A 21,657-nucleotide genomic window follows, 5' to 3' on the forward strand; every position below is an offset into this window, starting at 1 on the left:
CATCAGGCCTCCAATCGGACAGGCCTCTATCTCAGCCGATTGTTACCGGTAAAAACGTGATGGAAATCACTGAACATCATGTTACGAAACCCTGTTACCCTTAACGTGATCTCACGCAGGCAGCAAGCGGGCAAAATCAGTTATCCAATTGAAAAATAGCTATTTTCAATAGGAGCGCATTCATTGTTATCGCCAAATCGATTTGTTAACATACCGCTATCCACCCTTGCCGCGCCGCCCGTGAAGGCCACCGAATGAAACACCCTCGCGTTACGCTACAGGACATCGCACAATTGGCCGGCGTGACCAAAATGACCGTCAGCCGCTTCCTGCGCACGCCGGAAAAAGTGGCGGCCAACACCGCCGAACGCATTGCGCAGGTCATGCGGGAGCTGAACATCACTGACGCCGATACCGCACAGGCCGGCAGAAAACCGCGCATCGGCGTACTGATCCCCTCCTTCAACAACCAGATCTTCGCCGATCTGCTGGCCGGCATCGAATCCGTTACCCAAGCGCGGGGTTACCAAACGCTGGTGGTGAACTACGATTACAGCCCGCAGCGGGAAGAAGAGCAGATCGCACAGCTGTTGAGCTACCCGATCGCCGGGCTGATCCTCACCGACTCTGCGCATACCTTGCGCGCAGAGACCTACCTCGGCGCCGCCAAAATCCCCCTCGCGCAGGTGATGGATCTCGACGCGCCGCCGGGGCGGATTGCGGTGGGGTTTGATAATGAACAGGCGGGGTATGACATGACCGAAGCGCTGCTCGCCAGCGGCAAACGGCATATCGTTTACTTTGGCGCCATGTCGGACGCCCGCGACAATAAACGCTATCGGGGGTACTGCCGCGCCATGGCGGCTCAGGGGCAAACGCCGCGCCAGATCACGCCGCATCGGGTCTCTTCGGTTTCGATCGGCGCCGACATGCTGGCGATGGCGCGCGAACGCTACCCGCAGTTGGACGGTATCCTGTGCACCAACGACGATCTGGCGGTGGGCGTGTTGCAGACCTGCCTGCGTCTCGGCGTGCGCGTGCCGCAGGAGATTGCGCTATCGGGTTTTCACGGCCTGGATATTGGCCAGGCGACCACGCCGGGCATCGCCAGCGTGATCACGCCGCGCTTTGACATGGGGAAAACCGCCGCTGAAATGCTGCTGCTGCGGATCGCGGGCGAACCCTGCGCCGAGCGCCACGATCTGCACTACCGCCTCTCACTCGGCGGCACCGTTTGAGCCGGCATTCGGGCTGACCGGCTGTGCGGCACGGGCTTTTTCGCTGCGCGCCGCCCACCACAGACCGCTGTTTTTCATCGCATAGCCAAACAGCAAGCCCACCAACAGAGAAAGCGTCACCAGCGGCCAATCTCCGCCGCCGGCGAAGGTCGCACAGGCGCCGATAAAGGTGCCGGGCACAAACCCCAGCCACTGCTGTTTGGCCTGAATGCACATCAGGAACGCAACGACGCCGGTCAGCAGATACCCCAGCAGCTCCCACTGCGGCGCCAGTTCGCTGCCGTGGATGATCGCCATTGCCCAGAAGACGCCGCTGCAGCAGGTCAACACGCCGATCAACAGCCCTTTCAGCCCGCCCTGCGGGCAGGCGAAATACGCCGTGCAGCCGAGAAAACCGGCCCAACCGATCAGCCCCAGGCTGACGGCAACCCAGCCCCACACGCCGGAGAGGATCCCGGTAGTAACGGCAATGGCGAAAAGAACGTTCATAAAGTGACCCGCGGCAAAAAGAAAGCGCGCAGTTTACCCGAAAGCCGGTTATTTCATGTGATTAAAATCACAATATAAATGCAATTGAAGAATGATTAATTAAATAAAAGAGACTTAAATCACAAAATTATTAACGTGGGAACCCTACACGTACCGTCATCCATGCCAACAACAGGCATACCGTGGTGCTGCTCAGGAACAGCAGATGGGTTGCCTGCTGCAGATCGACACGGTCGACCACGATCCCCAGCAAGATCGGCACCCAGTTGGCGATATAAGCGATAACGTAAAACAGTGAAAGCAAACGCGCATGGCTGGCCGGCGGCGAAATCAGGTTTACCAGGGTCGCGCTGCCGACGAAAATGGCGCCGTAAGCATAGCCGGCCACCACCAGGCCCGCAGCCGCCAGCCACAGTGAATGCCATTGGATCGCCGCAGCGAATACCACCGCCGCCAGCACCTGCGCCAGGCAACCGAACAACAGCGAATGACGGGCGTTAAGGCGGCGGCTCAGGATCTGGCTAATACCGGCGATCAACAGATACACCGCAATCGCATAGCCAAAGACGCCCCGCTGGTGCATGCCTAACAGCGTTTCCGCCACGCTGGGGCCAATAGCCAAAATGCTGGCGGCCAGGGCCCAACAGATAAACAGCGCCCCGGCACAGACAAAGAATTTACCGCCGGTGATACGCAGGCCATCGAGCAGCGTGCTTTTTTCTGTCGCCGTCGGCGCAGCGCGGGTCGGCGCCGCGACCACGCCACGCGGCCACGAGAACATCACGCCCAACGCCGCCACGGCGGCAATGATCATGATGAAAGCGAACGGCAGCGTCGTGGGATGAAAACCGGTCTGCAAAGCGATGCCGCTGAAGATCGGGCCCAGCGCCAACCCTGTGGTAAAGGACAGCGTGGCGATCAGCGCGGCGTTTTTACCGCCGTCTTGTGGCCCAAAACGCACCAGGGCGATGTTTGCCGCCCCGGTCAATGCCCCGGTGCCCACCCCGGCCAGCAGTCGCGCCATGAGCATCATGACAAAGGTATCCGCCAGCGCAAACAGCAGCGCACCGCTCAACACCACCAGCAATGCCGGCACGATCACGCTGCGCAAATCCTTTACTTTGCCGGCCAGATTGCCGACGCCGAACAAAGAGATCAGTACGCCGGCGGCGTAGGCACCGTAAACGACGGTCAGGCTGACGGAACTCAGCGCAAACTGCTGCTGATACAGCGGATAAAGCGGCGTCGGCGCACTGCTGTTCAGCAATGCCGACATCAAAGCCAGCGCCAGGAACAATAAAATGGTCCTGCGCGACGCCTGAGCTTTTTGCGGCGCCGCGATCTGGCTGGCGGTATTTTCTGACATGTTTCAACTCCCAAAGTCGGCAGACGGCGGCCTGCCATCGACATCTTTCTCACCCGGCGGGCCGGGAACGGCGCTTATCATAGCGTTACGGCGGCGGGCGAAGTATCGTCAAGAATGAATCACCCTGATGCATTCTTGCATCACCGGAGAAATAACCGCCGATGTGCAGGCCGCTAGCCGTCTTTCTCTCCCCCAGGGCAGAGCAACGCTTTATGATATAACCCGTTATCATTCGTCCGGCCCGGCCTGTTTCCTACGGCGCCGACAAATCTGTAGAGAGGAAATGGCATGATAAATTGGGACGACGCGCGCTTCTTTTTGGCCGTCGCGCGCTGCGGCACGCTACGCAAAGCCGCCAGCCAGCTGCATGTCGATCAGGCGACCGTCGGTCGACGGCTGTCCGCTTTCGAGGATGCGCTCGGCTCCAAGCTGTTTATCCGCACGCCGAAATCCTTCGCCCTCAGCCCGCTGGGGGAGCAAATGCTGGCGGACGTGATGAAGATGGAAAATGCGGTGCAGGCGATCAACCGCAAAGCCGCCAGCGGTGACGAAAGCCTGTGTGGCAACGTGCGCATCGCCACCACCGATACCCTGGCCGAAGCCTTCGTGATGCCGGCGCTGCAAGATCTGCGGGAACGCTACCCCGCCATCACCGTCACGCTGTTGACGGCGGTCAACATCGCCGATATTTCTTACCACGGCGCGGATCTGGCGATCCGTGGCGCCCGCCCCGATGACGATGAGCTGATCATCAAACGCTTAGCCACCATCGAAATGGGTCTGTACGCCAGCCCACACTATCTGGCACGGCGCGGCATGCCGCTCAGGGGCGAGCAGCTGCGCGGCCACGATCTGCTGATGTTCCCGCGCGATCTGGTGCCGCGCCACTGGAACAATTTCTGCGGCGAGGCCCTGCACGAGCCCAACGTGGTGCTGCAATGCAATTCGCAGCTGCTGCTGCGTTCCGCCACCCGCAGCGGGCTGGGCATCGGCCTGCTCTCCGCGTTTTTGGCGGACAAAGACCCGGAACTGGTGCGCCTGTTGCCGGAGAACAAAGACTGGGTGGATATCTGGCTGGTGTTGCATCCCGATTTGCAACGCGCCGCCCGCGTGCGCGCGGTAGTGCAGGCGCTGGAAACCTCGTTTAGCGCCCATTACGGCTGAGTGCCGTTTCCCCATAAAAAAAGGCCGCCGAAGCGACCTTTTTATCGTTTGAAGCGTTGTCAGAATGTCGGCTGCGCCATCTGCACCAGCGAAATCAGCGGCTGCGGGTAGACGCCCAGCAGCAGCACCAGCGCGGCGGAGATCAGCACCACGACGCCACCGGCGGTCAACGCCCAGTTGTTCGGGGTATCGCGCTGCAGCGATTCCGGCGCGCTGAGGAACAGGCTGACGGTCACGCGCAGGTAGTAGTACAGGCCGATGGCGCTGCCTACCACAACCGCGCCGGTCAACCACCACAGGTGTGCGCTGACGCCCATCGCGATCACGAAGAACTTACCGATAAAGCCCAGCGTCATCGGGATACCGGCCAGCGACAGCATCATCACCGTCATCACCGCGGACAAGATTGGCTTATGCCAGAACAGACCGCGATAAGAGAACAGTGAATCCGCATCCGGGCCGCGGTACGGGCTGGACATCAGGCTGACCACGCCGAAGGCGCCCAGGCTGCTGAACAGGTAACCGGCCAGGTAAACGCCGGCGGTTTCCAGCGACAGCTGATGGGTTTGCACCGCAATCAGCGCCACCAGCAGGTAGCCCAGGTGAGCGATCGACGAGTAGCCCAGCAGACGCTTGATGTTGGTCTGGCTGATGGCCATCAGGTTACCGAACAAGATAGAGCAGAACGCGATGATCGACAGCACCATGCGCAGCGCTTCGTTGTCGGCGGCCGGGGCATACAGGAACAGACGCATCACGACCGCGAAGATCGCGATCTTGCTGGCGGTCGCCAGGAAGGTCGAGACCGGCGCAGGCGCGCCCTGATACACGTCCGGCGTCCACAGTTGGAACGGCACCAGCGACAGCTTGAAGCCCAGACCGACGATCATCATGCCCATACCGGCCAGGATCAGCGGTTGGTGCATCATGTTTTCCTGCAGGCTCTTGCCGAGGCCGGCCAGCGACAGATCGCCGGATTCGGCATACAGCAGCGCCATGCCGAACAGCAGGAACGACGACGCGGCGGCGGACAGCAGCATGTACTTGATGGCGGCTTCCAGCGGGCGCTTCTGGCGGTAGGCGTAGCCCACCAGGCCGAACAGCGGCAGCGAGATCAGCTCGATACCGATGAACAGCGAAGCCAGATGGTTGGCGCTCGCCAGCAGGATGCCGCCCATGGCGGCGATCAGCACCAGCAGGTAGAACTCTTCGCGGTTATCCGGATAGCCGACCAGCCACGGATAGGCGAAGGTGCAGGTCGCCAGACTCGCCAGCAGCACCAGCCCGGTGTAGAACATCGAGTAACCGTCAACCCGCAGCAGCGGGGTGACGTCCATTGGGCCTGCCTGGCCGACAAAGTACAGCGAAAGCAGCGCCAGGTTGAGACCGATCACGGTCAGGGTGGCGTTGATAAAGTGGTCGCGTCGCCACGCAATGCCTAGCATCACAACCACCACCGTCAATCCGACGATCAACAGCGGCAGCAGTGCGATCAGTTGTTGAGGAGTTATTGTCATGGCGAATTACGGCCTTGTTGTTGAAATTGCTGAAACTGACGAACCAAACCAGTGTTGCACGTTGCTCATCGCCGCGTTGGAAGTATCCAGAATCGGCTGCGGGTAAACCCCCAGCAGAACCAGCAACACCACCAGCAGCAGAATGATGAACAGTTCGCGCGCGGTCATGCCCTGCAGCGGCTGGTCGGATTTAGGCGCACCGTAGTAAGCGCGCTGCATCATGATCAGCGAGTAAACCGAAGCGAACACCAGACCGAAGGTAGAAATCACGGTGATCACCGGCACCACCTGGTAGCTGCCGAACAGAATCATGAATTCGCCGACGAAGTTACCGGTACCCGGCATCCCCAGCGTAGCCACGGCGAAGAACAGCGACAGCGCAGGGATGAACTTGATACGCCCCCACAGGCCGCCCATCTGACGCATGTCGCGGGTATGCAGGCGCTCATACAGCTGGCCGCAGATGATAAACATACCGGCGGCGGACAGGCCGTGCGCGATCATCTGGATCACCGCGCCCTGATAAGCCAACTGGCTGCCGGTGTAGATGGCGATCAGCACGAAGCCCATGTGCGAAACCGAGGTGTAGGCGATCAGACGCTTGATGTCGGTCTGCGCGAACGCCATCCAGGCGCCGTAGAAGATGCCGATCACGCCCAGCCACATGGCGATTGGCGCAAACTCGTGCGAAGCCTCAGGGAACAGCGGCAGGCTGAAACGCAGCAGGCCGTAGGCCGCGGTTTTCAGCAAGATGCCCGCCAGATCGACGGAACCTGCGGTCGGCGCCTGGCTGTGCGCGTCCGGCAACCAGCCGTGCAGCGGCACTACCGGCATTTTCACCGCGAAGGCGATGAAGAAGCCCAGCATCAACAGATATTGCACGTTGTGGGACATCGGCGTTTGCAGCAGGTCTTCGTAATCGAAGGTCCACACGCCGGTGGCGTTGTAGTGCACGAACACCAGGCCCAGGATCGCAATCAGCATCACCAGACCGCTGGCCTGGGTGTAGATGAAGAACTTGGTCGCCGCGGTGATGCGGGTTTTACCGTCCGACGCCTTGTGGCCCCACAGCGCGATCAGGAAGTACATCGGCACCAACATCATTTCCCAGAAGAAGAAGAACAGGAACATGTCGATGGCGAGGAACACGCCGATAACGCCGCCCAGGATCCACAGCAGGTTGAGGTGGAAGAAGCCCTGATACTTCTGGATTTCACGCCAGGAACAGAGGATCGCCAGCACGCCCAGCAGACCGGTCAACACCACCATCAGCAGCGACAGGCCGTCCAGCGCCAGGTGGATGGAGATACCGAAGCGCGGGATCCACGGCAGCAGGAATTCGCTCTGCCACTGCGGAATGCCTTTCGGCGTGGTCAAGGTATAGCCGCCCTGCAGCCACAGCTGCAGAGAGAGCGCCAACGTCAGCCCCATTGCGATCAGCGCTATCCAGCGCGGCACCTTAGTACCGAAGCGCTCAAGCTGCCAGCACAGCAGACCGCCGATAAAGGGGATAAGAATTAGCCAAGGTAATAGCATGGCGTTTTGTGTCCCTTATACGAATAATTTCAAACTTTGTACGTAGCGCCTGCCCGGCGCTACGCCCGAAAAATGCGTCTGTTTAAATTATTCAATTAAACCAAAATCAACAGAGCCAATACGACCACTGCACCCACACCCATAGACGCTATATACCAACGCACCTGACCATTCTCGCTCACCGTCAGACCGCGGTTCCCCCAGCGGGAGAAGACGGCCGGCAGGTTCATCAGCGAGTTCAGCGGATCGCGCTGCAGCAGCTTCGCAATGCCCAGGTACGGCTTGACGAACACTTTGTCATACAGCCAGTCGAAGCCCCAGGCATGGAACCACCAGGTCGAGAAGAAACGCCCCGGCGCGCTGTTGGCGATGCTGTTGACCAGGCTGCGTTTGCCCAGCCACAGCGCGGCCGCCAGCAGAATGCCGACGATAGCCACCACGCCGGAGGTGATTTCCAGCGTCAGCACGCTGCCGTGCGCCAGCTCGGTCGTCTCCGGCAGCACGCCCTGCAACGGCGGCACGATCATCGCGCCGACGAAGGTGGACAGCACCAGCAGAACCAGCAGCGGCAGGTGGTGAGTGATGCCTTTACCGGCATGCGCTTTGATTTTCTCTTCGCCGTGGAACACGATGAAAATCATACGGAAGGTGTACAGCGAGGTCATGAACGCGCCGACCAGGCCGGCCACCATCAGGTTGATGTGGCCATTGGCCATCGCGCCCGCCAGGATCTCGTCCTTACTGAAGAAGCCGGCCGTGACCAGCGGCAACGCAGACAGCGCCGCGCCACCCACCAGGAAGCAGACGTACACCAGCGGGATGCTCTTGCGCAGGCCGCCCATCTTGAAGATGTTTTGCTCGTGGTGGCAAGCCAGGATCACCGAACCGGACGACAGGAACAGCAGCGCCTTGAAGAACGCGTGGGTCATCAGGTGGAAGATCGCCGCGTCCCATGCCTGCACGCCCAGCGCCAGGAACATGTAACCGATCTGGCTCATGGTGGAGTAAGCGAGCACGCGCTTGATGTCGGTCTGCACCAGCGCGGCGAAGCCGGCCAGCAGCAGGGTGACCGCACCGACGATGCCCACCAGGTGCAGCACTTCCGGCGCCATCAGGAACAGGCCGTGCGTACGGGCGATCAGATAGACGCCCGCGGTCACCATGGTCGCCGCGTGGATCAGTGCGGAAACCGGGGTTGGGCCCGCCATCGCGTCCGCCAACCAGGTTTGCAACGGCAGCTGCGCCGATTTACCGACCGCGCCGCCCAGCAGCATCAGGGTTGCCCAGGTGATGGCCGTATCGCCCACCGCCAGTTTCTGCGGTGCCAGGATCATCAGCTCGCGGATGTTCAGCGTGCCCAGCTCGTTGTAGAGGATGAACAGCGCGAACGCCAGGAACACGTCGCCCACGCGGGTCACGATGAAGGCTTTCATCGCCGCCGCGCCGTTGGCCGGATCTTTGTAGTAGAAGCCGATCAACAGGTAGCTGCACAGGCCCACGCCTTCCCAACCCAGATACATCAGCAGCAGGTTGTCCGCCAGCACCAAGACCACCATGCTGGCGATAAACAGGTTGGTGTAAGCGAAGAAGCGCGAGTAGCCCTCTTCACCGCGCATGTACCAGGAGGCGAACATGTGGATGAAGAAGCCGACGCCGGTGACCACCGACAGCATGGTCAGCGACAGGCCGTCCAGCACCAGGGTCACGCCGATATTGAAGTTGCCGACGGCCATCCAGGTCCAGAGGCTTTGCTCAAACAGCTGCACGCCGGCGGCTTTCTGGGCGAAGAAATCCATCGCCACATACACCGTGACCAGCGCAGCCAGGCCGATAGAGCCCACGCCGACGGTAGCCGCCGTGTTCTCAGACCAACGACCGCGGGAAAATGCCAACAGCAGGAACCCGATCAGCGGTAGCAGAATTGTTAAATATAATAGGTTCATCCGCGCATCTCACTGACAGTATCAATATTCAGGGTATGACGACGACGGTAGAGCTGCAGCAGCAGCGCCAGGCCGATACTGGCCTCGGCTGCCGCCAGGCTGATCGCCAGGATGTACATCACCTGCCCGTCCGCCTGGCCCCAGTAGCTTCCCGCCACGATAAACGCCAACGCCGCAGCGTTGATCATCACTTCCAGGCTGATCAGCATAAACAGCAGGTTGCGGCGCACCAGCAGCCCGGTCAGCCCGAGCACAAACAGGATAGCCGCCAGGATCAGGCCGTGTTGAAGAGGGATCATGCTTGCTCCTCCGATTTTCTTCTCGCCATTTCGCCACTCGCCGGCGCGTTGCTCAGCACCTCGCCAGGCTTGTGCTCGCGGCCGATATGGAAGGCGACAACCAGACCCGCCAACAGCAGCATTGAAGCCAGCTCAACCGCCAATACGTAAGGCCCGAACAGGCTGATGCCCACCGCCTTCGCGTCGACCATCTCGCCGCTGATACCCTGGTCGGATACGCTGCGGATCGCGACGATCAATACCACCAGCAGCGCCAGCGACAACAGGCCAGGCCCGATCCACACCGTCGGCTTCATCCAGTCGCGCTCTTGCTGCTGCACGTTGCCGAGGTTCAGCATCATCACCACGAACACGAACAGCACCATGATGGCGCCCGCATAGACGATGATTTCCAACGCGGCGGCAAAGTAGGCGCCGAGCGAGAAGAAGACTGCCGAGATCGCCAATAACGAGACGATCAGATACAGCAGCGCATGCACAGGGTTGGTATGGGTGATCACGCGAATCGTCGCGGCCACCGCAATCAAACCTGCCAGGTAAAATGCAATTTCCATGCTTGCTGGCTCCTTAGGGCAACAGACCTTTGACGTCGATCGGTTTGGCTTCGTTTTCGGCTTCGCCTTTGGCTTTGCCGTCAATCGCCATACCGGCCATCCGGTAGAAGTTATATTCCGGATATTTACCCGGCCCCGAGATCAACAGATCTTCTTTTTCGTACACCAGATCCTGACGCTTGTACTCACCCAGTTCGAAATCCGGCGTCAGCTGGATAGCGGTAGTCGGGCAAGCCTCTTCGCACAGGCCACAGAAAATGCAGCGCGAGAAGTTGATGCGGAAGAACTCCGGATACCAACGGCCGTCTTTCTGCTCCGCTTTTTGCAGCGAGATACAGCCGACCGGGCAGGCCACCGCACACAGGTTACAGGCGACGCAGCGCTCTTCGCCGTCCGGATCGCGCGTCAGCACGATGCGGCCGCGGTAGCGCGGCGGCAGGTAAACCGGTTCTTCCGGATACATCTGGGTTTCGCGCTTGGCGAAGGCATGCATGCCAATCATCCAAATGCTGCGCACCTGGGTGCCGAAACCAACCACTAACTCTTTCAATGTCATGGTTTATTCACCCCTTATTGAGCGTTGTACAAAATGACCGCGGCGGTTGCCAGCAGGTTCAGCAGCGTCAGCGGCAGGCACACTTTCCAGCCGAAGGACATCACCTGGTCATAACGCGGACGCGGCAGCGCGGCACGGATCAGGATGAACATCATCATGAAGAAGGCCGTTTTCAACGCGAACCAGATGAATGGCGGCAGGAACGGACCCTGCCAGCCGCCGAAGAACAACGTCACAATCAGGGCGGACACGGTGACGATACCGATGTATTCCCCCACGAAGAACAGACCGAACTTCATGCCGGAATATTCGATGTGGTAACCGTCGGCCAGTTCCTGCTCGGCTTCCGGCTGGTCAAACGGGTGACGGTGACACACCGCCACGCCGGCGATCGCGAAGGTCACGAAGCCGAAGAACTGCGGAATGACGTTCCAGACGTGCGCCTGGGATTCAACGATGGCCTGCATGTTGAACGAATCCGCCTGCATCACCACGCCCATCAGCGACAGGCCGATGAACACTTCGTAGCTCAGGGTTTGCGCGGAGGCGCGCATCGCGCCCAACAGCGAGTATTTGTTGTTGCTCGACCATCCGGCGAACAGCACGGCGTACACCGCCAGGCCGGCCATCATCAGGAAGAACAGAATACCGATGTTGAGATCGGACACCGCCCAGGTCGGGCTGACCGGCACGATGGCAAATGCCAGCAACAGGGAAGTAAAGGCGATCATCGGCGCCAGGGTGAAGATCACCCGGTCGGAGAATCTCGGCACCCAGTCTTCCTTGAAGAACATTTTGATCATGTCGGCGACCAGCTGCAGCGAGCCGCCCCAGCCTACGCGGTTCGGTCCGTAGCGGTTCTGGAACAGGCCGAGCAGGCGGCGTTCGCCAAAGCTCATGAATGCCCCGCACGCCACGACCACCAACAGGATCACGACCGCTTTAAGAATGGCGATCAGAATGTCGATCACCTCAGGGGTAAACCAGCTCATCGTGCCGCCTCCCGCAGATTGTCTACCTTAGCACCCACCAAGATCGGCGGGATCCCTGGCAAGCCGAGCGGCAAACCAACCTGGCCCTGGGTCAGGGTTTCACTCAGACGCACCGGCAGACGCAGGGTCTGGCCCGCACAGCTGAACTCCACCAGGCTGCCCGCGTTGACGCCAAGCGTCGCCGCGTCGGCCGGGTTGACCATCACGTAGGCTTCCGGCATGCGCTGCTGGATCACGTGAGAGCGCTGCGACATTTCGTCGCTGCCGAACAGGTGGTAGTACGGCGCGACACGCCAGCCGTCGTTCGGATTGAACGCGGCAGGCACGCGGTCGAAGTAACCGAGGCTGCCCTCCCCCGCTTCGATCAGGCGCACGCCCGGATCGCCGTGGCGCAGTTTGCCGCCCACTTCGGCCTGGAACTTGTTCCATGCCTGCGGTGAGTTCCAGCCTGGCGCCCAGGCGAACGGGATCTGCTGACGATCGGCCAGCGGGCTGTTGTTCCCTTCCATCGAGAAGGCGAACATGGTGTCTTTATCCTGCGGCTGACGCGGCTCGTGCACGCTGATGTTGGCGCGCATGGCGGTACGGCCGCTGGAGCGGTGCGGCGAACGCGCCAGCTTCTGACCGCGAATGCGGAAAGTCGCGTCCGGCGCGGCGTCGACGATGCCCTGCAGCTGCGGCAACGCGGCGACGCAAGCGGCGATCACGTCATCGAGCTGGGTCCAGTCCACGTGGCGGCTGGTGTAGGTGGAGTGCAGCGAGTGCATCCAGCGCCAGCTTTCCAGCATCACGGTGAACTGATTCTTCTTGGCGTCGTCGTAGTAGGCCGGATCGTATACCTGGAAGAAGCGCTGCGCGCGGCCTTCCTGGTTGATCAGCGTACCGTCGCTCTCGGCGAAGCTGGCCGAGGAGAGGATCAGGTTGGCTTTGTCCATGATCGCGGTGCGCTGGTGGTCGGCGACGATCAGGTTGTTGACCTTGGCCAGCGCCGCATCCACCTGCGCCGCCGGCGCATGACGATAGAGATCGTTTTCCATCACGATGGCGGTATCGGCTGCGCCGCTCGCCAGCTGTTCCAGCGCCTGATCGAGCGAACCGCCGCCGATCATCGCCAGGCCCATGCTGTTGGCTGCGCCCGCCACGAAGGTGATGCCGACATCGGAACCGCGGCCCTTCAACGCTTTGGCGATGTTGGCCGCCGCTTCGATGATGGCTTCGCTGCCGGCGTTGCTGCCGGTAATAATCAGCGGTTTGCGTGCGCCGGTCAGCGCCTGCACGATGATATCGACTTTCTTGTTCAGGCCTTCAGCCAGATCGTTCACCGCCGGCGCCGCGCTGTCCAGCGCGTGAGCGATGGCGAAGCCGAAGCGCGCCTGCTCGTCCACCGGCGCGCGGTAGTTCCAGGCGGCGATGTCGTCCAGACGGGTGTTGTCGACGTTGGTGGTGAACAGCGGGTACTTGGCGTGCTGACCGATGTTCTGCACCGCCGCGATCTGCCAGTCGGCCACGCGTTGCGCCGCCGCCATCGCGCGGGCTTTACCCTTGACGGCCTGGCGCACGGACAGCGCGATACGCGCACCGGTTTGCGTCAGGTCTTCGCCCAGCACCAGCACCGCGTCGTAATCTTCGATCTCACGCAGCGCCGGCGTATGGACACCGCCGTTCTTCAGCACGTTCAGCATCAGCGCCAGGCGTGATTGCTCCGCCTGAGCGATACCGGTGTAGTAGTTCTCGGCGCCGACCAGCTCGCGCAGTGCGAAGTTGCTTTCCAGGCTGGCGCGCGGGGAGCCGATGCCGATGGTTTTCTTCGCCTGACGCAGGATGTCCGCCGCGCCCTGCATCGCCTGCTCGGCGTTCAGGGTGATCCAGTCATCGCCGCGCAGCTGCTGCGGTTGACGCGGACGATCTTTCTGGTTGACGTAGCCGTAACCGAAGCGGCCGCGGTCGCACAGGAAGTAGTGGTTCACGCTGCCGTTGTAACGGTTTTCGATACGGCGCAGCTCGCCATAGCGCTCGCCCGGGCTGGTGTTACAGCCGATGCTGCACTGCTGGCAAATGCTCGGCGCGAACTGCATGTCCCATTTACGGTTGTAGCGCTCGGAGTGCGTTTTGTCGGTGAATACGCCGGTCGGGCACACTTCCACCAGGTTGCCGGAGAACTCGCTTTCCAGCGTGCCGCTTTCCGGGCGACCGAAGTAGACGTTGTCGTGCGCGCCGTACACGCCGAAGTCAGTGCCGTCCGCATAGTCTTTGTAGTAACGCACGCAGCGGTAGCAGGCGATGCAGCGGTTCATCTCGTGCGAGATAAACGGCCCCAGCTCCTGGTTGTTGTGGGTGCGCTTGGTGAAGCGGTAGCGGCGGAAGCTGTGGCCGGTCATTACCGTCATATCCTGCAGGTGACAGTTACCGCCTTCCTCACAGACCGGGCAATCGTGCGGGTGGTTGGTCATCAACCACTCGACCACGCTTTCACGGAACTGCTTCGCTTCGCCGTCATCGATGGAGATGAAGGTGCCATCGGATGCCGGGGTCATACAGGACATCACCAAACGGCCGCGCGTATCTTCCGCGTTTTGGTATTGCTTTACCGCACATTGGCGGCAAGCGCCGACGCTTCCCAGCGCCGGATGCCAGCAAAAGTAAGGAATATCAAGGCCGAGGGAAAGACAAGCCTGCAGCAGGTTGTCCGCTCCGTCTACCTCATACTCTTTGCCGTCTACATGAATCGTAGCCATAGTCAGCATGCTTCCAAGTGGCCTGCCTTGCGGCAGGCGTTAATCAAAAATTCTGGCCGTGTTCGGGCGAGTCGGCTTACCAGCGCTGCTTCAGCAGATTGTTCGGCTGAATGCCGCCAATCGCATGGGCGTTGCCGAAGTGCTGCACGGCGATGCCCGCCTCGAACTCTTCACGGAAATATTTAATCGCGCTTTGCAGTGGCTCTACGGCACCTGGCGCGTGGGCGCAGAAGGTTTTGCCCGGGCCGAGGGAACGGCACAGCTGTTCGAGGGTTTCGATATCCCCCGGCTGCCCTTCGCCGTTTTCCAACGCACGCAGGATCTTCACGCTCCACGGCAGGCCGTCGCGGCATGGCGTACACCAGCCGCAGGACTCGCGGGCGAAGAACTCTTCCAGGTTACGCACCAGCGGCACCATGCCGATCTCGTGGTCTACCGCCATCGCCAGCGCGGTGCCGAGACGGCTGCCGGCTTTGCCGATCGCGCCGTATTCCATCGGCAGATCGAGGTGATCGGCGGTCAGGAAGTCGGTCCCCGCGCCGCCCGGCTGCCAGGCTTTGAAGCGCAGACCGTCGCGCATGCCGCCGGCGTAGTCTTCCAGGATCTCCCGCGCGGTGGTGCCGAACGGCAGCTCCCAAACGCCCGGATTTTTCACCCGGCCGGAGAAGCCCATCAGCTTGGTGCCTTTGTCTTCACTGCCGGAGATGCCGGTGTACCACTCCACGCCGTTCGCCAAAATGGCCGGCACGTTGCACAGCGTTTCGACGTTGTTGACGCAGGTCGGCTTGCCCCACACGCCGGCGCTGGCCGGGAATGGCGGCTTGGAGCGCGGGTTGGCTCGGCGGCCTTCCAGCGAGTTGATCAGCGCGGTTTCTTCGCCGCAGATGTAACGGCCGGCGCCGGTGTGCACGATCAGCTCGAAATCGAACCCGGTGCCGAGAATGTTCTTGCCCAGATAGCCGGCTTCGGTGGCTTCCGCGATGGCACGACGCAGATGCGCCGCCGCTTCGATGTACTCACCGCGCAGGAAGATGTACCCACGGTAGGCTTTCAGCGCGAACGCGGAGATCAGCATGCCTTCCACCAGCAGGTGCGGCAGCTGCTCCATCAGCAGGCGGTCTTTATAGGTGCCCGGCTCCATCTCATCGGCGTTACACAGCAGGTAACGGATGTTCATGGATTCGTCCTTCGGCATCAGGCTCCACTTCAAACCGGTGGAGAAGCCCGCGCCGCCGCGGCCCTTCAGCCCGGAGTCTTTCACCAGGCCGACGATCTCGTCCGGTGCCAGGCCTTTGAGGGCCTTTTCCGCGCCGGCATAGCCGTTTTTGCTGCGGTATTCGTCCAGCCACAGCGGCTGCTTGTCATCACGCAGCCGCCAGGTCAGCGGATGCGTTTCGGGAGTGCGTACAATGTGCTTGGTCATTGATACTGCTCCAGTAGCGTCTCGATATCTTCAGGCTTCAGCTGACTGTGAGTGTCGTCATCAATCATCATGGTCGGCCCTTTATCGCAGTTGCCCAGACAGCAGGTCGGCAGCAGCGTGAAGCGGCCATCAAAGGTGGTTTGACCCGGCTTGATGTTCAGCTTCTTCTCGATAGCGGCCTGAATGCCCTGGTAACCGGTGATGTGACAAACAACGCTGTCACAATAACGGATCACGTGACGTCCTACCGGCTGACGGAAAATCTGGCTGTAGAACGTGGCCACGCCTTCTACGTCGCTGGCGGGGATGCCCAGCACTTCCGCGATGGCGTAAATCGCACCGTCCGGAACCCAGCCGCGCTGCTTCTGCACAATTTTCAGTGCTTCGATGGAAGCGGCGCGCGGATCCTCGTAATGATGCTTTTCGTGCTCGATCGCATCACGTTCTTCCGCACTCAGTACAAATGCATCAACGCCGCTCTGAGGAGCGGCTGCGTTGATGGGCTCGAGCGCATCATTGACTGCGTGATTGTCTTTTTGAGAGTGCATAATTAGCGGTCCACATCTGACATAACAAAATCGATACTACCCAGATAGACGATCAGGTCGGAAACCAGGCTGCCACGGATGACCGATGGGATCTGCTGCAGGTGCGCAAAGCTCGGCGTACGTACCCGGGTGCGGTAGCTCATGGTGCTGCCGTCGCTGGTCAGGTAGTAGCTGTTGATCCCTTTGGTGGCTTCAATCATCTGGAATGATTCGTTGGCTGGCATCACCGGGCCCCAGGAAACCTGCAGGAAGTGGGTGATCAGCGTTTCAATGTGCTGCAGCGTGCGCTCTTTCGGCGGCGGCGTAGTCAGCGGGTGATCGGCCTTGAACGGGCCTTCCGGCATGTTGTTCAGGCACTGTTCGAGGATGCGCAGGCTCTGGCGCAGCTCTTCCACCTTCAGCATCACGCGGGTGTAGCAGTCGCTGGTGCCGTCGCCGACCGGCACTTCGAAGTCGAAGTTCTCGTAGCCGGAGTACGGACGCCATTTACGCACGTCGAACTCGACGCCAGTGGCGCGCAGGCCGGCGCCGGTCACGCCCCACTCCAGCGCTTCTTTGGCGTTGTAAGACGCTACGCCGATGGAACGGCCTTTCAGGATGCTGTTCTTCAGCGCCGCTTTCACGTAGGAGTCCAGACGCTTCGGCATCCAGTCGAGGAATTCACGCAGCAGGCGATCCCAGCCGCGCGGCAGATCGTGCGCGACGCCGCCGATGCGGAACCAGGCCGGGTGCATACGGAAACCGGTGATCGCTTCCACCAGATCGTAGATTTTCTGACGATCGGTAAAGGCGAAGAACACCGGGGTCATCGCGCCGACGTCCTGAATGAAGGTGGAGATGTACAGCAGGTGGCTGTTGATGCGGAACAGCTCGGACAGCATCACGCGGATGGTGTCGACGCGCTCCGGCACCTTGATGCCGGCCAGCTTCTCGACCGCCAGCACGTAAGGCATTTCGTTCACGCAGCCGCCGAGGTACTCGATACGGTCGGTGTACGGAATGTAGCTGTGCCAGGATTGGCGCTCGCCCATCTTCTCGGCGCCGCGGTGGTGATAGCCGATATCCGGCACGCAGTCGACGATCTCTTCGCCGTCCAGCTGCAGAATGATGCGGAACGCACCGTGCGCGGAGGGGTGGTTCGGACCGAGGTTGAGGAACATGAAGTCTTCGTTCTCGGTGCCGCGCTTCATGCCCCAGTCTTCGGGCTTGAAGGTCAGCGCTTCCATCTCCAGATCTTCTTTCTGCTTGGTCAGCACGAAAGGATCGAATTCGGTGGCGCGCGCCGGGTAGTCCTTGCGCAGCGGGTGCCCTTCCCAGGTCTGCGGCATCATGATGCGCGACAGGTGCGGGTGGCCGTCGAAGGTGATACCGAACATTTCCCAGGTTTCGCGCTCGTACCAGTTGGCGTTCGGGAACACCTTGGTCGCCGTCGGCACGTGCAGGTCTTTTTCAGACAGCGCCACCTTCAGCATGATGTCGCGGTTGCGTTCGATGGAAATCAGATGGTAGAAAACGGAGAAATCCGCAGCGGGCAGGCCATCGCGGTGGGTGCGAAGACGTTCGTCCACGCCATGCAGATCGAACAGCATGACATACGGCTTCGGCTGTTTTCTCAGGAACGTCATTACTTCCAGCAACTGGTCAGGTTTAACCCATACCACGGGCATGCCGGTACGGGTGGCCTGAACAGTAAAGGCTTCCGGCCCAAAACGGTTGCGCAGTTCGCCGATCACCGGGTCGTCAAGGTGATCTCGGGTCTGCCAGGCAGGCAAGGCGTCGTGCGTCGTCAAATCTGTCATAATTTTTTTTCACCACACTAAAGGGTTATTCGCCGCAAGTTTCACTTTTCGCTGTGTTAACCAATAGCGCACTAAGATGGACGTTAAATGAACGTCTTAAATCTCGTCAGGCGTCCGGAGGTTGGTCACCGCGATGCGCTCGCCGTGTTTACGCTCTCTTTCAGACTGCATATTGGCGCGGTAAACGCCCTGATCGCCGACAACCCACGACAGCGGGCGACGTTCTTTGCCGATGGATTCCTGCAGCAGCATCAGCGCTTGCATGTAGGCTTCCGGACGCGGCGGGCAGCCGGGAATGTACACGTCGACCGGCAGGAACTTGTCCACGCCCTGCACCACGGAATAGATGTCGTACATGCCGCCGGAGTTGGCGCAGGCGCCCATCGAGATCACCCATTTAGGTTCCAGCATCTGCTCGTACAGGCGTTGGATGACCGGGGCCATCTTGGTGAAACAGGTACCGGCCACCACCATCAGGTCAGCCTGACGCGGGGAGGCGCGCAGTACTTCCGCACCGAAACGCGCCACGTCGTGAACGGCGGTAAACGACGTCACCATCTCCACGTAACAGCACGAAAGGCCGAAGTTATACGGCCAAATAGAGTTTTTACGCCCCCAGTTCACCATGTCATGCAGCGCATGTTCGAGTTTACCCATGTAAACCGTGCGGTGGACCTGTTGTTCCAGGGGATCGGCGACGATCTCCTGTTTTTGCAGGGGATAACGGTCGTTCTCACCGTTCGGGTCTATGCGGGTGAGCGTATAGTCCATCTTAATGCCTCGCTGTTACTGCGGATGACTGTTGGTGTTAGTGATCGTGCTCGGTTTGCTGCGGCGTTGGGAACGCGCCGGAGTCCAATCCAACGCGCCGACGCGCACCAGATAAACCAGACCGGCCAATAGCACCAAAATGAAAATGGCGGCTTCGATAAAGCCTACCCAACCGCTCTCGCGAACCGAGACCGACCAGGCGTACAGGTATAAGGCTTCAACGTCGAAAATAACGAAGAACATGGCCACCAGGTAGAACTTGGCGGACAAGCGCATGCGCGCCGTGCCGACCGAGTCGATACCTGATTCAAACGGGGTGTGTTTGGCGCGCGCCCGGGCTCTCCCGCCCAAGAAGAACGCACCCAGCAGCATTAAGCCGCAAAGCCCGATAGCCACGACGAGAAATACGGCGAGCGCCCAGTGATGAGCGATAACTTCAGTGGTTGTTGACATACTCTATGCTTACTCATCAAAAGTGGCGTCGATCGCGCTGCTCTTGTCACCGGCAGTTAGTGCGCCACATCGATTTAAGGGAAGGATAAATAACCACACAAACAAACTGCTTTTACAGCGAGTTAGGCAGCGTTTTTCTGTGGGCTTTTTACTCCTTTCTATAACCTTTTGTCAACTTTGACAAAAGTATCTACACACTAGTTTACATACGTATCATTTGATTAACATTTGATGCGCCAGGGGCTGGCTAAATCGTGTCAGTTAATTTTTGTGTAGAAACAGATAGATATAAACCAACGTGCACATTTCAGTTTTACTATACCATTGTCTCAGGAATTCCCTGTTCTTCCACTCACTACCTAGGGGTATTTTTTTGATCCAGGACACGTTTTCAGCATAAATCCTCAAAAAAAGTGTGGCCCTTTAACAATTTTCCTCAAATTAAGCCGCAAAAACGGCCGCTATAAGCTAACAAAATAACCCTTCTATTACCATGCCTTTAACCCATTCAATCTTATTGCTCAAAAAACACACTCAACGTCTTAAACCCGGCCAAACTCTCTTTTCAGCAACGCTTAAAAGTTAGTAAAACAGCCAACTCATAACAAAATCGTCATTAAATCCCTATAACAGTAAAAATCGCCAAAAAAAGGACAAAAAAAACCTCCGCCGAAGCAGAGGTTTTCATCAGATCTAACGCCGCGGCGTTATTCTTCTTCGTCTACCAGGCTGGCGTCATCCTGATCGCCCTGGAGACCGGCTTCCGCGCCGTTGAAGCCATAACCGTCATTGCCGCCCTGCATGGCGCTGAAGATGGCCATCGCCAATTCGTTGCTGCACTGCGCGTTTTTGCACAGCGCATACTGGGTATCCGGCAGCGGCGGCAAACCTTCCACCGCCCCCAGCACCCGCAGGTCGGGGCTCATCATCTCGATCGGCCGCGCGGTCACGCCCAGGCCGGCCTTACAGGCCGCCCGCACCGCGGACAGCGTGGAGGCGACGTAGGCGATGCGCCACGGGATACCGGCTTCGTCCAGCTGCTTGATCGCCAGCGCGCGGAACGGGCTTGGCTCATCCATCACCACCAGCGGGATCGGTTCGCCGGCCTGATAGTGGTAATCGGCGGCGCAGTACCACAGCGTCGGCGATGTGCGCAGCACGATGTGCGGGTGCCCGGCCGGATCGGCCGTGGTCACCGCCAGATCGATCTCGCCCTCTTCCAGCAGATCGACCATCGTCGTGCTGCGCTTTACGCGCACGTCAATGGACAGCTTCGGATAGATGGCGGTCACGCGGTTCAGCAGGAAAGGCAGAATGGTATCGGCGGTGTCGTCGGAAGCGCCGATGGTCAGAACACCTTTAATATTGTTGTACATCAGCGAGGTACAGGCTTCGTCGTTAAAGCGCAGGATCTTCCTGGCATAACCGAGAAGCTGAATACCATGCTCAGTCAGGAGTTTGTTGCGCCCATGGCGGGCAAACAGTTCTTTGCCGACCAGTTGCTCTAATCGCTGCATTTGTTGACTGACGGCTGATTGAGTACGGCATACGGCGACGGCCGCCGCCGCGAAGGTATTCAAATCAGCAACCGCAACAAAGGTTCTTAGCAGATCGAGGTCGAGATTAAGTATCGGACGATTTGCAGTTGTCATAGTGTATTCTTCACTTTTTTAAATTCTAATTTACGAACTACTACCCTGGTGTGTTTCTCAGACGCCGTTGAAAAGGACGGAGCCTGTTATGACAGTACCCCACTCATAAGTGGAGGGCAAAAAAATTACTTATGATTCGTTACCTCTATCGCTTTTTAAAATGCGATCTATCGATGGTGCTTATAGAACGCGGGGGGTTGAATATCGGTGGAAAGGGAAAACCCCACCGAACCTGAGATTTTACTCATTCATACTGCCTAATTTCCACTCCATTCGTGCTACTGAGAACCCTTATCAACCGGCGACCAGACTGCATTACAGAGCAAAAAAGATAAATAATTAACGATATCGACTTCGTGTTACTACTCAATGAATTTAATAAATTCAATCAGTAAGATTTTTACTTTAAATAATAATCCTATAACCACATAAACAATGCTTAAGCTAAAATATAAAGTAAAGCTAATGTAAATATGCCATTTTCTTAGTGTGGTGCGCTAACCGACAACCCGCTATCAGACAACTCCGGTATTATCGTTCCTTTACAGTTTATTGAAGCCCATTCTCACTTTCGGCTTATCAGTTCACTGCTGCCGGCCGCGATCGCCGGCACGTCGCGTTT

The 21,657-nt window shown here is 59.3% G+C and carries 18 protein-coding genes; 2 read left to right on the forward strand and 16 right to left on the reverse strand.

The window, feature by feature from the left end; all coding sequences use genetic code 11:
• Positions 1 to 254: 254 nt before the first annotated feature.
• Positions 255 to 1,238 carry a LacI family DNA-binding transcriptional regulator gene (locus tag ACJ8IM_RS03570; RefSeq protein ID WP_033653767.1) on the forward strand — a complete coding sequence of 328 codons (984 nt, stop codon included), beginning with the start codon at positions 255 to 257 and terminating at the stop codon, positions 1,236 to 1,238.
• Here the strand turns inward: ACJ8IM_RS03570 and ACJ8IM_RS03575 are convergent.
• Together ACJ8IM_RS03575 and ACJ8IM_RS03580 are read right to left on the reverse strand one after the other, a co-directional pair.
• Positions 1,218 to 1,727: a DUF1097 domain-containing protein gene (locus ACJ8IM_RS03575; protein WP_033653766.1), complete on the reverse strand. Its 510-nt coding sequence runs from the start codon at positions 1,725 to 1,727 to the stop codon at positions 1,218 to 1,220. The two genes, ACJ8IM_RS03570 and ACJ8IM_RS03575, sit on opposite strands and share 21 nt — an antisense overlap.
• Positions 1,728 to 1,857: 130 nt before the next feature.
• Positions 1,858 to 3,093 carry an MFS transporter gene (locus tag ACJ8IM_RS03580; RefSeq protein WP_033653765.1) on the reverse strand — a complete coding sequence of 412 codons (1,236 nt, stop codon included), beginning with the start codon at positions 3,091 to 3,093 and terminating at the stop codon, positions 1,858 to 1,860.
• A 288-nt stretch (positions 3,094 to 3,381) separates the two neighbouring features.
• On the opposite strand from ACJ8IM_RS03580, the gene ACJ8IM_RS03585 reads away from it, so the two are divergent.
• Positions 3,382 to 4,257, forward strand: a complete 876-nt coding sequence (locus ACJ8IM_RS03585; protein WP_033653764.1) for a LysR family transcriptional regulator — start codon at positions 3,382 to 3,384, stop codon at positions 4,255 to 4,257.
• Positions 4,258 to 4,316: 59 nt separating this feature from the next.
• Here ACJ8IM_RS03585 and nuoN read toward each other — a convergent pair whose 3' ends face one another.
• The 14 genes from nuoN to lrhA all read right to left on the reverse strand — a co-directional run bounded on the left by nuoN (position 4,317) and on the right by lrhA (position 21,035).
• The gene (gene nuoN / locus ACJ8IM_RS03590; RefSeq protein ID WP_033635324.1) at positions 4,317 to 5,774 is read right to left on the reverse strand and encodes an NADH-quinone oxidoreductase subunit NuoN; all 1,458 of its coding nucleotides are present in this window, start codon (positions 5,772 to 5,774) and stop codon (positions 4,317 to 4,319) included.
• A 6-nt stretch (positions 5,775 to 5,780) separates the two neighbouring features.
• The gene (gene nuoM / locus ACJ8IM_RS03595; protein ID WP_033648043.1) at positions 5,781 to 7,310 is read right to left on the reverse strand and encodes an NADH-quinone oxidoreductase subunit M; all 1,530 of its coding nucleotides are present in this window, start codon (positions 7,308 to 7,310) and stop codon (positions 5,781 to 5,783) included.
• A gap of 95 nt (positions 7,311 to 7,405) precedes the next feature.
• Positions 7,406 to 9,253: an NADH-quinone oxidoreductase subunit L gene (nuoL, locus tag ACJ8IM_RS03600; RefSeq protein WP_015378577.1), complete on the reverse strand. Its 1,848-nt coding sequence runs from the start codon at positions 9,251 to 9,253 to the stop codon at positions 7,406 to 7,408.
• Complete coding sequence (gene nuoK / locus ACJ8IM_RS03605) at positions 9,250 to 9,552, reverse strand: NADH-quinone oxidoreductase subunit NuoK (RefSeq protein ID WP_004936014.1); 303 nt, start codon at positions 9,550 to 9,552, stop codon at positions 9,250 to 9,252. The genes nuoL and nuoK overlap by 4 nt, the downstream gene beginning before the upstream one ends.
• Positions 9,549 to 10,106 carry an NADH-quinone oxidoreductase subunit J gene (gene nuoJ, locus ACJ8IM_RS03610; protein ID WP_019453717.1) on the reverse strand — a complete coding sequence of 186 codons (558 nt, stop codon included), beginning with the start codon at positions 10,104 to 10,106 and terminating at the stop codon, positions 9,549 to 9,551. Before nuoJ ends, nuoK begins: the two co-directional genes overlap by 4 nt.
• Before the next feature lie 13 nt (positions 10,107 to 10,119).
• The gene (gene nuoI / locus ACJ8IM_RS03615; protein ID WP_025160170.1) at positions 10,120 to 10,662 is read right to left on the reverse strand and encodes an NADH-quinone oxidoreductase subunit NuoI; all 543 of its coding nucleotides are present in this window, start codon (positions 10,660 to 10,662) and stop codon (positions 10,120 to 10,122) included.
• A 14-nt stretch (positions 10,663 to 10,676) separates the two neighbouring features.
• On the reverse strand, positions 10,677 to 11,654 hold the full coding sequence (gene nuoH, locus ACJ8IM_RS03620) for an NADH-quinone oxidoreductase subunit NuoH (protein ID WP_004936022.1): 978 nt from the start codon (positions 11,652 to 11,654) through the stop codon (positions 10,677 to 10,679).
• Positions 11,651 to 14,389 carry an NADH-quinone oxidoreductase subunit NuoG gene (nuoG, locus tag ACJ8IM_RS03625; RefSeq protein ID WP_049234003.1) on the reverse strand — a complete coding sequence of 913 codons (2,739 nt, stop codon included), beginning with the start codon at positions 14,387 to 14,389 and terminating at the stop codon, positions 11,651 to 11,653. Before nuoG ends, nuoH begins: the two co-directional genes overlap by 4 nt.
• Positions 14,390 to 14,465: 76 nt before the next feature.
• Positions 14,466 to 15,812, reverse strand: a complete 1,347-nt coding sequence (nuoF, locus tag ACJ8IM_RS03630; RefSeq protein ID WP_015378579.1) for an NADH-quinone oxidoreductase subunit NuoF — start codon at positions 15,810 to 15,812, stop codon at positions 14,466 to 14,468.
• On the reverse strand, positions 15,809 to 16,360 hold the full coding sequence (gene nuoE, locus ACJ8IM_RS03635) for an NADH-quinone oxidoreductase subunit NuoE (RefSeq protein ID WP_033635327.1): 552 nt from the start codon (positions 16,358 to 16,360) through the stop codon (positions 15,809 to 15,811). Before nuoE ends, nuoF begins: the two co-directional genes overlap by 4 nt.
• Positions 16,361 to 16,362: 2 nt before the next feature.
• Positions 16,363 to 18,159, reverse strand: a complete 1,797-nt coding sequence (nuoC, locus tag ACJ8IM_RS03640) for an NADH-quinone oxidoreductase subunit C/D (RefSeq protein WP_004936036.1) — start codon at positions 18,157 to 18,159, stop codon at positions 16,363 to 16,365.
• A gap of 96 nt (positions 18,160 to 18,255) precedes the next feature.
• Positions 18,256 to 18,930 (reverse strand): NuoB/complex I 20 kDa subunit family protein, encoded by a 675-nt coding sequence (locus ACJ8IM_RS03645; protein WP_004936039.1) that lies wholly within the window; start codon positions 18,928 to 18,930, stop codon positions 18,256 to 18,258.
• 15 nt (positions 18,931 to 18,945) lie between these two features.
• Entirely contained in the window at positions 18,946 to 19,383 is a 438-nt protein-coding gene (nuoA, locus tag ACJ8IM_RS03650; RefSeq protein ID WP_033648046.1) for an NADH-quinone oxidoreductase subunit NuoA, read from the reverse strand.
• Between the two features lie 707 nt (positions 19,384 to 20,090).
• Complete coding sequence (lrhA, locus tag ACJ8IM_RS03655; protein ID WP_033653761.1) at positions 20,091 to 21,035, reverse strand: transcriptional regulator LrhA; 945 nt, start codon at positions 21,033 to 21,035, stop codon at positions 20,091 to 20,093.
• Positions 21,036 to 21,657 lie beyond the last annotated feature (622 nt).

It is taken from the genome of Serratia sp. CY33525, assembly GCF_052169115.1.
GTDB lineage: Bacteria > Pseudomonadota > Gammaproteobacteria > Enterobacterales > Enterobacteriaceae > Serratia > Serratia sarumanii.